Origin of the sequence: Extensimonas soli (genome assembly GCF_029211265.1) — a bacterium.
Classification (GTDB): Bacteria; Pseudomonadota; Gammaproteobacteria; order Burkholderiales; family Burkholderiaceae_C; genus Extensimonas; species Extensimonas soli.
Genome location: NZ_JARGEL010000030.1, coordinates 38,520 through 52,183, shown reverse-complemented (window position 1 = coordinate 52,183; position 13,664 = coordinate 38,520). Strand labels below are relative to the sequence as shown.

The following is a 13,664-nucleotide window of genomic DNA, read 5'->3' as shown; positions in this document are numbered from 1 at the left end:
TTCATCGAGCGACATGCCGGGCGTGCCGGTTTTGAGCACCGGTGGCAGCAGCAGGTTTTCTTCGCAGCTCAGGCTCGAGAAGATGCCGCGCTCCTCGGGGCAGTAACCCACACCCAGGTGCGCAATGCGGTAGGTGGGCAAGTGAACGGTTTCGGTGCCGTTGATCTTGATCGAGCCCTTGCGTGCACCGACCAGGCCCATGATGGCGCGCAGCGTGGTCGTGCGCCCGGCGCCGTTGCGCCCGAGCAGCGTGACGACCTCGCCGTGCTCCACGCGCATGTCGACGCCGTGCAGCACGTGCGATTCGCCGTACCATGCGTGCAGGCCGCCGATTTCGAGCGCAGGCGCCCCGGACTTACCAGCCGCAGTACGTGCAACGCTTGGCGCGGGAGGGGATAGGGTCGCGACCATCTCAGTGCGCTCCTTGCAGTTGGCCATCGGTCGTGCCCATGTAGGCCTCCATCACCTGAGGATCGTTCGAAACCTCGGCATACGCACCCTCGGCCAGCACGGCGCCGCGCTGCAGCACGGTGATGCGATCGGCGATCGTCGAGACCACCTTCATGTTGTGCTCGACCATGAGGATGGTGCGCCCTACCGAGACCTTTTTGATCAGGCGCGTGACGCGATCGACGTCCTCGTGGCCCATGCCCTGCGTGGGCTCGTCGAGCAGCATGAGCTCGGGCTCCATGGCCAGCGTGGTGGCAATCTCGAGCGCGCGCTTGCGGCCGTAGGGCAGGTTCACGGTGATCTCGTCGGCCAGATCTTCAAGACCAACCTCGGCAAGCAATTGCATGGCGCGGTCGTTGAGCTGGTCCAGCGTGCGTTCGCTGCGCCAGAAGTGAAATTCGGTGCCGAGCTTGCGCTGCAGACCCACGCGCACGTTTTCGAGCACCGTGAGGTGCGGGAACACCGCCGAGATCTGAAACGAGCGGATCACGCCGCGCCGCGCGATCTGTGCGGGCTTCTCGGCCGTGATGTCGTGGCCGTTGAAAAAAATGCTGCCCGAGCTCGGTTCGAGGAACTTGGTCAGCAGGTTGAAGCAGGTGGTCTTGCCCGCGCCGTTGGGGCCGATCAGCGCGTGGATGGAGCCCCTGCGCACGGCCAGATCGACCTGGCTGACGGCGGTGAAGCCCTTGAACTCCTTGGTCAGCTTGCGGGTTTCGAGGATGACGTCGCTCATGGCGCCTTGGCTACTCCGTGGGGGGTGGAAAGATTGGCTTGCGCCCCGCAGGCAGGGCAAGATGCACGGCCTGGACTCGGCCCTTGCCAACGGTAGCGCGCATCCTAACGGCTTTTGCTGCAAAGCCGCATTGGGGCAAATGCGGATGGCGCGGCACAAACTTGTGCCTGAGAAATAATGGTCTTTTTGCCACTTAAGGCCATACTGGTAAGCGCAAGAAGCTATAAATCTAAAAGCAATCAGCCGTCGATCGATGCACTCCAGCGGTCGCCCCAACTGCGTAGCTGCTCCAAATCGCGGCGCTGGCGCTTGGTCGGGCGGCCTTCGCTGAGGCTGGCGGCAGGCTCGGGGGCGAGGCGGCGCTGCTCGGCGGCTTGCGCGCGGGTGGCGAGGCTTTGTGCGGTTTCTTCGTAGAGTTGCTGCGCCACTGCGGCCGGCCCGCGCTGGTTGCTGAGCGCGCGCACGAGGACTTCGCGCACCACCGGCCCCTGGCGCAGCAGCACGGTGTCGCCGGGCCGCACTTCGCGCGCGGGCTTGGCCGGCTGGCCGTTGACGCTGACGCGGCCCTTGTGGATTTCTTCGACGGCAAGGCCGCGCGTCTTGTAAAAGCGTGCGCACCAGAGCCATTTGTCCAGGCGCATGCCTGGTAGCGCTTGCGTGGACATACTCAACGCCGATGCGTGTGGTCAGCGCCAGGCGTACTGCTGCCGCCCTTGGACGACTGGCCCAAACGCGATTCCGTCCCCTGCAACAGGCGCTCGATGTTCTCCTGATGCCGCCAGATCAGCAGCAAAGCCATGGCGCCTATGGCGACTGCGATACGGCTGTCGGCATTCCAGAGCACGCCGTCGAGCAGCAGGTAATAAGCCGGCGCGCAAACTGCCGCTATCAGCGCCGCGAGCGAGGAATAGCTCGACACGAGCGCCACGAGCACCCAGGTCAGCGCCACCGCCAGGCCCAGCCAGCCACTCACGCCCAGCAGCACCCCGAGCGCCGTGGCCACGCCCTTGCCGCCCTGGAAGCGGAAAAACACCGGCCACAAATGCCCGAGAAAAGCCGCCAGCCCCACCAGCGCCAGCGTGCCCTCTTCGAGTCCGTAGGGCTTGCCCCACCAACGCACCAGCGCCACGGGCAGCCAACCCTTGGCGGCGTCGAGCACCAGCGTGGCGACGGCAGCGGCCTTGCTGCCCGAGCGCAGCACGTTGGTCGCGCCGGGGTTCCCGCTGCCATAGGTGCGCGGATCGTCCAGCCCCAGGGTGCGCGAGACGAGCACGGCGAAAGACAAAGAGCCGATCAAATAGGCCAAAACGACGGCCAAAAGGGGCAGTAAAAAAGAAAGCGGAGCGTTCACACGAATCTCTTCCAAGGACAAAACCGCACGCACAGCATCGCGAGTGCGGCACCGACGATGGCCAGCAGGCTGTCTTTCTGGGCGTCCCACATATCCCCTTGCGTGCCCAGATAGGCGACGCCGAGTTGTGGCTCCACCAACATCGCGGCGACGGCTTCGATCACCTCGTAGCCAGCGCTGAGGCCCGCCACCGTCACCACCGCCATGCCATAAGACCAGCTGCGCCGCAAGCCGCCGCCGCGCAAAAGCAGCTCGCGTAGCGGATAGGCGAGCAGCAGGCCGAAAGCGAAATGCACGATGCGATCGTAATGGTTGCGCGAGAGTCCGAGCGCGCGCTGGAGCCAGAAACCCAGCGGTACTTCGGCGTAGGTGTAGTGCGCACCGACCAGATGCAGCGACAGAAACACGGTAAACAGACCGTAGGAGAGGTTGGAAAAGGCAAAGCGCCGGTACGTCAGCGCGAGCAGGCCGCAGGATGCAAACACCAGCAGGTTTTCCAGCAGCCAGTCGCGCGGATAGCGTGGCCCAATCGCCGTAAGCACCCACAAAACTGCCAGCCACAGCACCATCCCGTGCAGCGGCCTGTTCTCACGAAAAGGCCGCCGCGCCGTTTGGCAACGCTTGCCCTTCGAAACCTGATGGACGGCGGGATGCGCTTTGACCATTCACGCGGACACTGCGATCATGAAACCGGAATTGGAATCTGACCCCAATTACCTGGTGTAATTGAGAACGTGCTTCGCTGACGCAGCTCACTTCTTCGGTGGGGGGCGGGGCTTCATCTTGCGGCTTCGTCCGTTGGCGAGCTTGCTCGGCGATCTCTACGCCAAGGGCTTTGATTTCACTTGTCAGATTCATCGCCTTTCCCCTTCAATAGAATTTTCCGGCTGTCACCTTCCCATGCATCTGCACATGCGCCAGAGACGAGAATGCGCAGGACATGCCTGCGTCTCCGGCATTAGGGAAATTACTTTTTGGCCTCGTCGATGGACTGGCGGATAGACGCATAGGTTTCGGAGAAAAGCCGCTGGGCTTCCCCATAGCTCTTTTTCGTGGTCTCCCATACCTCGGACGAGGCTTTCGAGACCCGGGCCTTGGTCTCCTCCACATCTGCATTCAGTGCAGCAATACGCCCTTCAATGGCTGCGCGCTGATCCGCCGCGAGCTTGGCCGCGTCGGCACGCAATCCAGCAAGCGCTTTCTGCTGCGCATTCAGTTCCGCCTCCAGTACGGCACGCTGCGTAGCGATGCTGGCCTTGCTTTCCTCAAGATATTTGTCTCGGGTGGCCTGGAAGGTGGCCCAATCGTTGTCAAGTGCCTGACGTGCTTCGGCGATCTGGGCATCGCTCCAGTTCTTTGCGTTGGCTGCGGCATCTTGAGCCCGGTGGCGATAGGTATCCCGCTGCTTGCGCAGGTCCGCCAACGCCGCATCGGCCTTGGTGCGCGCCTCGCCCCGGAGCCTGCTGGCGTCTTTTTCCAGGGCAGTAATGTTGGCATCAAGCTGGGCCAGCCGATCCTGCGACCACGCCAGTGCTTGGTGAACCCTTGAGGGCTCCTTCTGTGCGGCGGCTGAATCGGCCTGTGCTTCTGCATTCTGTGCCAAGGCGGGAGGAGCTGACAGCAACGCTGTCTGAGCAAGCAGCGCCAAGGCGATTGTGGAAAAGCGAAGTTTCATGGTGATTTCTCCTGATAAGCCAAAGTAAAAGCAACGTGGCGCCTACGTTCAAAGAACCTTGGAAAAGGCATCCTTGATCTTCTGGACCGTGACGTCGTGAGCTGCCTTGGCATTGGTGAACCCCTGCTTGACGGCACGCCAGGATTCATCGCCGGCGTCCTTGACCTCGCCGATGCGCGCCTGGAACTTGTCGGCCGCGGCGGAAAGGTGATCGAACGCGGCATCGAGTTCGCCGCGGGCCTTCTCGACGGCATCAGCCGCCTGGCCACGCAAATCCTTCAGGGAGTTTTGCCACGCTTCCCGCTGTGCGTGCGCACGGACGACGACGATGCTGCGCGTGGTTTTCACCTGATCGCCGGTCGTGGCGACAAACTGCTGAAGGGCGGACTCGACCTCGATCCATTCGGCTTCGAGCTTGTCCTGAATTTCGCCCGCTTCCTGCTTCGCGGTGTCCGCTTGGGCGCGCAGATCATCGTAGTACTGCTGCAGCTTCGCGCGGGATGCCGCGAGGCGTGCGCGGGCTGCGTCGGCTTGCTTGCGGGCATCCTCCTTGATATCGGCGGCCGATTTTTCGACCTCGGAAAGAATGGCATCGGCCTCATCGAGGCGTTGTTTCACCCATGCGATGGTTTGGTGTGCGTAGGATTGGAGAGTCATGATGTATTTCCTTTCAGTTGAGAGCGATTGATGGAATCAAAAAGGGAGGGGCCTGTTTTCTTGTCCGCGCCGTCATCAGCAGGACGAACAGTCAGCAGGTTTCAACTTTTGCTGCAATCCAAGGAAGTCTGGGTCATCCAGGAACATGACCTCGGCGTAGCTGTCCAGTCCCGGACGATCATAAGGCCGCCGATGGAACAAATGAGGGTGTGAATCGTACCACCCACGTATAGCCTGCATAGGCGTCTTGCTCTGCAGGGCTGATTGGGGCAAGTGGTGGTTGTAGAGCTGCACATACCGCAACAAAGTCTGCTCCAAGTCCTCCCCGCTATGAAAGTGGTGCGTCTTGAGCACATCAGCGATGCGGCCGTTGAAGCGTTCCACCATCCCATTCGTCTTGGGCGTTCTGGGCTTGGTCAGGCGATGCTCTATGCCCAGCTCCTGGCACAGCTGGTCAAACTCATGCTCGCCCGTAGGCTGGCGCTCTCTGGAGGCAAACAGGCGATCCGTGAACTCCTTGCCGTTGTCGGTGAGCACCTTGCTGATCCTGATCGGACACGCCTTGGAGAGCGCTTTGAGAAAGCTGCGCGCACTGGCTGCCGTCTTGTCTTTCTTGATCGCCACAAACACCCAGCGGGTGGCACGGTCTATGGCCACGAACAGATAACGCCTGCGGGTCTCGTCCTGCATCTGCGGCAGGTATTTCACATCGATGTGCACATACCCTGGCTCATACGCCTTGAAGGCTTTGTGCTGGGGCTTGGGGCTCGCCGGCATGAGCTGACGCAGATTGCCTGCGCCATGGCGGCGCAGGCAGCGATCAAGCCCTGAGCGCGAGGCCTTGGGGCACAGGAACTCCCGGGTGACCGCAAGCAGATCATCGAGAGGCAGCAAGAGGCTGCGGCGCAGGTGCACGACGACCGCTTCCTGCGCTGGCGTCAAGGTGGTCTGCAGGCGGTGTGCGGTGTGGGAGCGATCGACGAAGGTATCGCGTTTTTTCCACTTGTAGATGGTGGCCTCGGTGACGCCGTAGCGCTGGGCGAGCACACGTGCGCTTTCCTGGCTGGCGGCGATCTCGGCGCGTATTGCTGGGGTGGTGCGGGCGTTTTTGTGCAAGGCGATCATCATGGTGTACGGGCTCCTTTGCTGGCTTGCTCATGTTCCTCAATCAGGGCTTGCAAAACGGCACGAGCCATGAACAGGGGGTAGCGGCGGGAGTCTATACAATCGTCGGGGATGCGACAGTTGCCCTTGCCCGCTTTTTGCATGTGCGGAATCACCGCGCGCGTGCCGACGAAGACGCCGCGCACGTTGACGGCGAAGATGCGGTCCCACTCGTCGTTCGTGGTGTCCTGCACGGGCTTCATGATCAGGATGCCGGCGTTGTTCACGAGCACGTCGATGCGCCCGGCGCGCTCGATGATCTGCGCGATGGCGGCGTTCCAGTCGGCCTCTTGCGTCACGTCGAGCTTGAGGAAGTCGGCCTTGCCGCCCTTCTTGCGTATGCCCTCGACCACGGCCTGGCCTTTTTCCTGGTTCAGGTCGGCGGCAAACACCCATGCGCCTTGCTCGGCGAGCAGTTCGCTGTGGGTCTGCCCCATGCCCATGGCCCCGCCGGTGACGAGAATGACTTTGTCTTGCACGCGCTTCATGGCACCTCCTGGATCGGTAGTTTGAGGTAGTTTGAACAAACGCTCAAAAGAGCGAAACCATTGTAGGCGCAGCCATGACCTAAGCCGGTGCTATTCCGCCCGAGCGGCCAGCAGCGCGCGCAGCCCTGCTTCGTCGAGCACGGGTACGCCCAGTTCCTGCGCTTTGCTGAGTTTGCTGCCGGGGTCGGCGCCGGCGATGACGTAGTCGGTCTTTTTGCTCACCGAGCCGCTGACCTTGGCGCCTGCGGCTTCGAGCAGCTCTTTGGCGGCTTCGCGGCTCAGCGTGGGCAGGGTGCCTGTCAGAACCACGGTCTTGCCGGCGAGCGGCGGCACGGCGGCGGTATGGGCAGACGCCGGGGGCCCCTCGGGCCAGCGGATGCCGCAGGCGCGCAGTTGCGCGATCACTTCGCGGTTGTGCGGCTGCGCGAAAAACATGTGGATGCTGTGCGCGACCACCGGGCCGACGTCGGGTACTGTGCGTAATTGTTCGACCGAGGCGTCCATGATCGCATCGAGGCTGCCGAAATGGCGCGCCAAATCTTTCGCCGTGGCCTCGCCGACATGGCGTATGCCGAGCGCGAACACAAAGCGCGGCAGGCTCGATTGCTTCGATTTTTCTAGCGCTTCGAGAAGATTGCGCGCCGACTTTTCGCCCATTCGATCTAAATTGGCGAGCGTCGGCAGGTCGAGCCGGTAGAGATCGGCCACGGTTTGCACGCTGCCGCCTTCGACGAGCTGATCGACCAGCTTTTCGCCCAGGCCCTCGATGTCCATGGCGCGGCGCTGGGCAAAGTGCAGCAGCGCCTGCTTGCGCTGCGCGGGGCAGAACAGGCCGCCGGTGCAGCGGTGGTCGGTCTCGCCTTTTTCGCGCACCACGGCGCTGCCGCACACGGGGCACTGGCGCGGCATGCGGAAGTTGGGCACGTAACGGGGGCGTGCAGGTGCCGCCGAGGACGGCTGCGCCACCACGCCCACGACTTCGGGGATCACGTCGCCCGCACGGCGCACGATGACCGGGTCGCCCACGCGCACCTTCTTGCGGCGCAGCTCGAACAGGTTGTGCAGCGTGGCGTTGGTCACCATGACGCCGCCCACAAGCACGGGCGCAAGCCGCGCCACCGGCGTGAGCCTGCCCGTGCGCCCGACCTGCACGTCTATGCCCTCGACGCGCGTGACCACCTCTTGCGGCGGGTATTTGTGCGCCACGGCCCAGCGCGGCTCGCGCGTGACGAAGCCCAGGCGCCGCTGCCAGTCGAGCCGGTTGACCTTGTACACCACGCCGTCGATGTCGTAGGGCAGCTGCGCGCGCAGGGCGCCCATGGCAGCGTGGTACGCTACCAATTCAGAAGCGCCTTGCGCAGTCTTGACGTGCTCCGAGACCGGGAATCCCCATTTTTTGAGGGTTTGCAGCAGCGCGTAGTGGGTGCTGAAGTCGGGCCCGCCGTCCTCGGGCGGGGTGAGCGCGCCCGTGCCGTAGGCAAAAAAGCGCAGCGGGCGCTGCGCGGTGATGCGCGCATCGAGCTGGCGCACGGCGCCGGCGGCGGCGTTGCGCGGGTTCATGAAGGTCTTGCCGCCAAGCGCGCGCTGGCGCTCGTTGAGCGCGTCGAAGTCGCTCCGCGCCATGAAGACCTCACCGCGCACCTCGAGCAGCGGCGGCACGCCCGCAGGCAACAGCAGCGGTATCTGGCGGATCGTGCGCACGGTGTGCGTGACGTTTTCGCCGACCTCGCCGTCGCCGCGCGTGGCCGCGAGCACGAGGCGGCCATGCTCGTAGCGCAGATTCATGGCGAGGCCGTCGAACTTGGGTTCGGCCACGTACTCCACGGGCGGATCGGCCTCGCCAAGGCCCAGCTCGCGGCGCACGCGCGCATCGAAGGCCAGCGCGGCGCCAGGGCCGGTGTCGGTTTCGGTGCGTATGCTGAGCATGGGCACGCTGTGGCGCACCGGCTCCAGCCCCTGCTTGACCTCGCCGAGCACGCGCTGCGTGGGCGAGTCGGGCGTGACGAGCTCGGGGAATGCGGCCTCGAGCGCCTGCAGCTGCTGGAACGCGCGGTCGTATTCGGCGTCGGGCACTTCGGGCGCATCGTGCACGTAATACAGCCGCGCCCAGCGCTCCAGGCGTTCGCGCAATTCTTTGATTTTGATAGCTGCCTGCGCTTTATCTTCCTGCGTTGAGGCCAAAAAAGGCTCTTTATTTCCTGGCATCGCGCGCCGCCCCTGCTCAGCTGAACAGGCGCCGCGCGAGCGCCGAGCCCGCCGCCAGGTCGCGTGCGGCAAGCTGCGCGTAGAGCGCCTCGAGGTCGGCGGCGATGGCGTCCAGCGCCATGGTCGGCAGCGGGTGCCCTTCCTGGTCGCACAGCACGCCGTCCATGGCTTCGCACAGCGCCGTGGCCACTTCGCGCAGGCGCGCAAAGGGCTGCTGGGCGGGCGCCACCTGGGGCACGTCCAGACTCAGCGTGAGCTCCCAGAGGGCAGATTGATCCAAGTCCTCAGCCTGCGCGGCCTGCATGTCGAAGCCCAAAGTCAAGAGCGGCGGCAGGCCCGGCGCTGCGGGCAGCAGCATGCGCCCCGGCATCGCGCTGGGCACGAAGCCCAGGTGCACGGCGTTTTGCTCCACGTAGCCGGGGCTCCAGGCCGTGCTGCGCGCGCGCAGCGCAAACGCAAGCTGCGCGTCGTGCTCGACCGCAAACTGGTCGAGCTCACGCGCACGTGCGACCTCGTGGCGCATGTCGGGAAAGTCGGGCATGGCGCTCACGGCATCGGAAAAAACCTGCGTCTTGGCAACGAACTCCGAAAACTCGATGTCGTTGAGCGCGCCGAGCCGGTTGGCAAGCTGCACACCGGCCTGAAAACGCTGGTAGCGCTGCCCCGGCGCGGGCCGCTCCCACAGGCCGGTGGCGGCGTTCAGGCCCTCGATGGCAAAGGGCTTGCTGCCGGCGCGGCGCGTGGGCGGCATGGCGGCCAATGCGGCTTCGCCCGTGACTTCGTGCTCGGGCTGCAAGGGCGCAATCGCGTCTATCAGTGCATCGAGCGCAAAGCGGCTTTCCGCCACCAGCCCCGGGGGAATGGGCGCAGGCACCGGGCGCACGGGTTCGGCCAGCGCATCGCGCACATCGACGCTGTGGCTGGCCGGGTCGGGGCCGTGCTCGAGCCCGTGGTGGAAGTCGGCGGGCGCGAGCGCCGCGTCGAAGACGGGCTCCAGGCGCAGGTCGGGCTCGCCCGCCAGTGCGGCGCCCTGCTCCGTTCCCTCGTTGCCCATGGCACCGGAATCTGCCGCAAAGTCCGCCGCAAAGTCCACCGGAGTGGCGCGGGGGGGCGGGTCCTTGTCCGCATCAGGCGGTGTCTGCGCGCGCCGCGGGGCGTTGCGCCGCAGCGTCCAGGCGTTGTAGGCGACGAGCACGGCCAGCACCAGGCCGCCGATGATCGCGAGGCTCCATTGCAATGTGCTCATGGGTGCAAAAAATGGGTTTGGTTCAGGACGCGTCGGCCAGCGACAGGGCCGACTCCATATCGACCGCCACGATACGCGAGACGCCCTGCTCCTGCATCGTCACGCCCACCAATTGCTCGGCCATTTCCATGGCGATCTTGTTGTGGCTGATGAACAGGAACTGCGTGTCGCGGCTCATGCGGGTCACGAGTTTGGCATAGCGCTCGGTGTTCGCGTCGTCGAGCGGCGCATCGACCTCGTCGAGCAGGCAAAACGGCGCGGGGTTGAGCTGGAAGATCGCGAACACGAGCGCAATCGCCGTGAGCGCCTTTTCGCCGCCCGAGAGCAGGTGGATGGTCTGGTTTTTCTTGCCCGGCGGCTGCGCCATCACCTGCACGCCGGCGTTCAGGATTTCGTCGCCCGTCATGATGAGCCGCGCCTGCCCGCCGCCGAAAAGCTCGGGGAACATGCGGCCGAAGTGCGTGTTCACGGCGTCGAAGGTTCCCAAGAGCAGCTCGCGTGTTTCGGCGTCGATGGTGCGAATTGCGTCTTCGAGCGTTTGCATGGCCGCGCTCAGGTCGGCCGTCTGCGCATCCAAAAACTGCTTGCGTTCGCGCGCGGCGGCGAGCTCTTCGAGCGCGGCCAGATTCACGGGCCCAAGCGCCGCGATCTCGCGCTGCAAGCGCTCGATTTCGGGCTGCAGGCCCGCAAGGCGCACCGGGCCTTCGGCGACGGAGTGTGCGAGCGCATCCATGTCGGCCTGCGCATCGGCCAGCAAGCCGGCGTACTGCTCCAGCCCCAGGCGCGCGGCCTGCTCTTTGAGCTGCAGCTCGGTGATGCGCGCGCGCAGCGGATCGAGCGCGCGTTCGAGCTGCATGCGGCGTTCGTCGTGTGCGCGCAGGCGCTGCGTGAGTTCGTCGTAGGCGCTGCGCGCCGCCGCCAGCGCCTGCTCGCGCGCGCTTTTTTGTTCGAGCGCCTGCTGCAGTCCACCCTGCGCCGCCGCGTCCGAGAGGCGCGCGAGCTCGTCGTTGGCGCGCTGCAGCTCCGCGTGCAGCGCGCGCAGCTGCTGCTGCGCGGTGTCGTAGGCGCGCGCGAGCTCGGCGCGGCGCGCCTCCAGGCTGCGCTGGGCAAAGTCCGCCTCCTGCGCCTGGCGCTCGAGGCCGCGCTGCTGCTCGCGCGCGGCGCTCCAGCGCAGCTCGGCTGCGCGCACGCGCTCGGCCTGCTGCGCCTCGCGTTCCTGGCTTTCGGCCAGCTGCAGGTCGAGCTCCTCGAAGCGCGCCTCCGCCGTGGCCTGGCGCTCCTGCAGTTCGGCGCGCTGCGCTTCGAGCTCGGCGCGGTCGGCGGCGATCTGCGCGCTGCGCGTGCGGCTTTGCTCGGCCTGCTGCGTGCGCTGCACGAGCTGCACCTGCAGCGCGTGCGCCTGCTTTTGCGCCTCGGCCGCGGTGCGGCGCGCAGCCGCGAGCTGCTGCTGCGCCTCGGCATACAAAGCCTCGGCACGCACGAGCGCGCTGCGCGCCTGCTCGCCCATGATGGCCTGGGCGCGCAGTTCTTTTTCGAGGTGCTCGATCTCCTGCGCGCGCGCGAGCAGCCCGGCCTGCTCGGAGTCGGGCGCGTAAAAGTCCACGCTGTGCGCGCTCACGGCGTGGCCGCTGGGCAGGTAGATGCGCTCGCCAGATGCGAGCTGCTCTCGTTGTGCGAGCGCCTCGGCCAACGTGTGCGCGGTGTAGCAGCCGTGCAGCCAGTCGGCCAGCACGGCCTGCAGCCCAGGGTCGTGCAGCCGCAGCAGGTCCGACAGGCGCGCGCGCGTGGCTGCTGCGGCCGGCCGGGGCGCGGGCGGCGGGCTGAAAAACACCAGGCGCGCGGGCGGGCCTTCGCCCTTATCCGCCTTGCCGGCCGCGCCCGCTGTGCCCAAAAAACCATGCACGCGGTCGAGCTGGCCGACTTCGAGCGCGCCCAGGCGCTCGCGCAGCGCGGCTTCGAGCGCGCTTTCCCAGCCGCTCGTGATGTGCAGGCGCTGCCACAGCGCGGGCAGGCCGTCGAGCCCGTGGCGCGCGAGCCAGGGGCGCAGCTTGCCGCCGCTTTGCACCTTTTCCTGCACTGCCTGCAGCGCTGCCAGGCGCGCGGCGAGCGTGGCCTGGTGCGCGGCCTCGGCCTGCACCGCCTGCTGCTGCGCCTGCCGCTCGGCGTCGCGCTGGGGCACGGTGTCTTGCAACTCGGCCAGGCGCGCCTCGGCCTGTGCTGCGGCCTCTTGCACCGTCTCGTGCTCGGTGCGCAGGGCTTGCAGCTGCGCCTCGTCGGGCGGCGCGAGTTGGCGCTGTTCGCCGTGCAAGCGCTCCAGGCGCAAGTCGAGCTGGCGGTTTTGCTCGCCCAGGCTGCGCTGCTCGGCCGCAAGCAGCTGCAATTGCTGCTGCAACTGCAGCACGGCACGGTGCTGCTCGCCCGCGCGCGCCTGCGCCGCGCGCCAGGCTTCTTCGAGCGCGGGCAATTGCTCGGCCTGCTCTGCCAGCTGCGCTTCGAGCACCGCGGCCTGCTCCTGCGCTGCGTCTATCTGTGCGGCGAGGTCTTCACCTTCTTGCGCGGCCTCTTGCGCGCGCTGCTCCCAGTGCACGATTTGCTCCTGCAGCGTGGCCAGGCGCTGCGCCACGCGTGCGCGCCCTTCGACCACGTAGCGGATTTCGGCCTCCAGCCGCCCCACTTCGGCCGAAGCCTCGTAGAGCTGCCCCTGCGCCTGGTTCAAGGCCTCGCCCGCGGCGTAGTGCGACTGGCGCAGCGCTTCGAGCGCCGCTTCGACCTGGCGCAATTCGGCCGTGCGCGCCTCGAGCCCGCTCATGGCCTGCAGCCCCTCGGCGCGCACGCGCTCCTGCTCGGCCGCGGCCTCGGCGCGCTTCAAAAACCACTGCTGCTGCTGGCGCAGCGTGGCGGCGGCCTGCAGCGCTTGGTAGCGCTGCGCGACTTCGGCCTGCGCTTCGAGCCGCGCGAGCTGGCCGCCGAGCTCGCGCACGATGTCTTCGACGCGCACCAGGTTGTCGCGCGTGTCGGCCAGGCGGTTTTCGGTTTCGCGCCGGCGCTCCTTGTATTTGGACACGCCCGCGGCCTCCTCGAGAAAGAGGCGTAGCTCCTCGGGGCGCGACTCGATGATGCGGCTGATGGTGCCCTGGCCGATGATGGCGTAGGCGCGCGGCCCCAGGCCCGTGCCCAGGAACACGTCCTGCACGTCGCGCCGGCGCACGGGCTGGTTGTTCAGAAAGTAGCTGCTGCCGCCCTCGCGCGTGAGCACGCGGCGCACGGCGATCTCGGCGTACTGGCTCCAGGGGCCGCCCGCGCGCTGGTCGGCGTTGTCGAACACCAGCTCCACGCTCGCGCGGCTCGCGGGCTTGCGCGTGGTGGTGCCGTTGAAGATCACGTCCTGCATGGACTCGCCGCGCAGCTCGCTGGCCTTGCTCTCGCCGAGCACCCAGCGCACCGCGTCCATGATGTTGGACTTGCCGCAGCCGTTCGGCCCCACCACGCCCACGCGCTGGCCCGGCAGCGCGAAGTGCGTGGGCTCGGCAAAAGACTTGAAGCCGGAGAGCTTGATCGAGGTGAGGCGCATGGGTCAGTGCACTGCGACCGACACGTACACGGCGCGGGCATTGCGAGATGGGCGCGCATGATACCCGCTTGCCATTTTCAACATGAAAAATGCCTCTAACGCTTGTCGGACAAGCGCTGGCAGC

Annotated in this window: 12 protein-coding genes; all 12 read right to left on the bottom strand. The window is 66.2% G+C overall.

Translation table 11 applies throughout. From position 1 onward, the window contains the following. On the bottom strand, positions 1–411 hold a 411-nt coding region (locus PYV55_RS14130), incomplete at its 3' end, for an ATP-binding cassette domain-containing protein (protein WP_275848642.1). A 1-nt stretch (position 412) separates the two neighbouring features. Next, positions 413–1,183 (bottom strand): ABC transporter ATP-binding protein, encoded by a 771-nt coding sequence (locus PYV55_RS14125; protein WP_275852414.1) that lies wholly within the window; start codon positions 1,181–1,183, stop codon positions 413–415. A gap of 239 nt (positions 1,184–1,422) precedes the next feature. After that, on the bottom strand, positions 1,423–1,824 hold the full coding sequence (locus PYV55_RS14120; protein ID WP_144733991.1) for an RNA-binding S4 domain-containing protein: 402 nt from the start codon (positions 1,822–1,824) through the stop codon (positions 1,423–1,425). Between the two features lie 26 nt (positions 1,825–1,850). Then, complete coding sequence (gene plsY / locus PYV55_RS14115) at positions 1,851–2,510, bottom strand: glycerol-3-phosphate 1-O-acyltransferase PlsY (protein ID WP_275852424.1); 660 nt, start codon at positions 2,508–2,510, stop codon at positions 1,851–1,853. A 20-nt stretch (positions 2,511–2,530) separates the two neighbouring features. Further along, positions 2,531–3,199: a DUF2238 domain-containing protein gene (locus tag PYV55_RS14110; RefSeq protein ID WP_275852412.1), complete on the bottom strand. Its 669-nt coding sequence runs from the start codon at positions 3,197–3,199 to the stop codon at positions 2,531–2,533. Positions 3,200–3,501: 302 nt separating this feature from the next. After that, complete coding sequence (locus PYV55_RS14105) at positions 3,502–4,209, bottom strand: hypothetical protein (RefSeq protein ID WP_060092220.1); 708 nt, start codon at positions 4,207–4,209, stop codon at positions 3,502–3,504. Between the two features lie 48 nt (positions 4,210–4,257). After that, on the bottom strand, positions 4,258–4,866 hold the full coding sequence (locus PYV55_RS14100) for a sll1863 family stress response protein (RefSeq protein ID WP_275852405.1): 609 nt from the start codon (positions 4,864–4,866) through the stop codon (positions 4,258–4,260). Between the two features lie 75 nt (positions 4,867–4,941). Continuing rightward, positions 4,942–5,994, bottom strand: a complete 1,053-nt coding sequence (locus PYV55_RS14095; RefSeq protein WP_275852402.1) for an IS481 family transposase — start codon at positions 5,992–5,994, stop codon at positions 4,942–4,944. Continuing rightward, entirely contained in the window at positions 5,991–6,518 is a 528-nt protein-coding gene (locus PYV55_RS14090; protein ID WP_275852400.1) for an SDR family NAD(P)-dependent oxidoreductase, read from the bottom strand. Before PYV55_RS14090 ends, PYV55_RS14095 begins: the two co-directional genes overlap by 4 nt. A 90-nt stretch (positions 6,519–6,608) precedes the next feature. Then, positions 6,609–8,699, bottom strand: a complete 2,091-nt coding sequence (gene ligA / locus PYV55_RS14085; protein ID WP_407066811.1) for an NAD-dependent DNA ligase LigA — start codon at positions 8,697–8,699, stop codon at positions 6,609–6,611. A 40-nt stretch (positions 8,700–8,739) separates the two neighbouring features. Then, positions 8,740–9,969: a cell division protein FtsZ gene (locus PYV55_RS14080; protein ID WP_275852395.1), complete on the bottom strand. Its 1,230-nt coding sequence runs from the start codon at positions 9,967–9,969 to the stop codon at positions 8,740–8,742. A gap of 22 nt (positions 9,970–9,991) precedes the next feature. Continuing rightward, positions 9,992–13,540, bottom strand: a complete 3,549-nt coding sequence (gene smc, locus PYV55_RS14075; protein WP_275852393.1) for a chromosome segregation protein SMC — start codon at positions 13,538–13,540, stop codon at positions 9,992–9,994. Positions 13,541–13,664 lie beyond the last annotated feature (124 nt).

Excerpts from the sequence above, each read along its gene's own strand:
- PYV55_RS14105 (WP_060092220.1), bottom strand. The coding sequence starts at position 4,209 with ATGAAACTTCGCTTTTCCACAATCGCCTTGGCGCTGCTTGCTCAGACA.
- PYV55_RS14100 (WP_275852405.1), bottom strand. The coding sequence starts at position 4,866 with ATGACTCTCCAATCCTACGCACACCAAACCATCGCATGGGTGAAACAA.
- PYV55_RS14110 (WP_275852412.1), bottom strand. The coding sequence starts at position 3,199 with ATGGTCAAAGCGCATCCCGCCGTCCATCAGGTTTCGAAGGGCAAGCGT.
- PYV55_RS14090 (WP_275852400.1), bottom strand. The coding sequence starts at position 6,518 with ATGAAGCGCGTGCAAGACAAAGTCATTCTCGTCACCGGCGGGGCCATG.
- smc (WP_275852393.1), bottom strand. The coding sequence starts at position 13,540 with ATGCGCCTCACCTCGATCAAGCTCTCCGGCTTCAAGTCTTTTGCCGAG.
- PYV55_RS14125 (WP_275852414.1), bottom strand. The coding sequence starts at position 1,183 with ATGAGCGACGTCATCCTCGAAACCCGCAAGCTGACCAAGGAGTTCAAG.
- PYV55_RS14120 (WP_144733991.1), bottom strand. The coding sequence starts at position 1,824 with ATGCGCCTGGACAAATGGCTCTGGTGCGCACGCTTTTACAAGACGCGC.
- PYV55_RS14095 (WP_275852402.1), bottom strand. The coding sequence starts at position 5,994 with ATGATGATCGCCTTGCACAAAAACGCCCGCACCACCCCAGCAATACGC.
- PYV55_RS14080 (WP_275852395.1), bottom strand. The coding sequence starts at position 9,969 with ATGAGCACATTGCAATGGAGCCTCGCGATCATCGGCGGCCTGGTGCTG.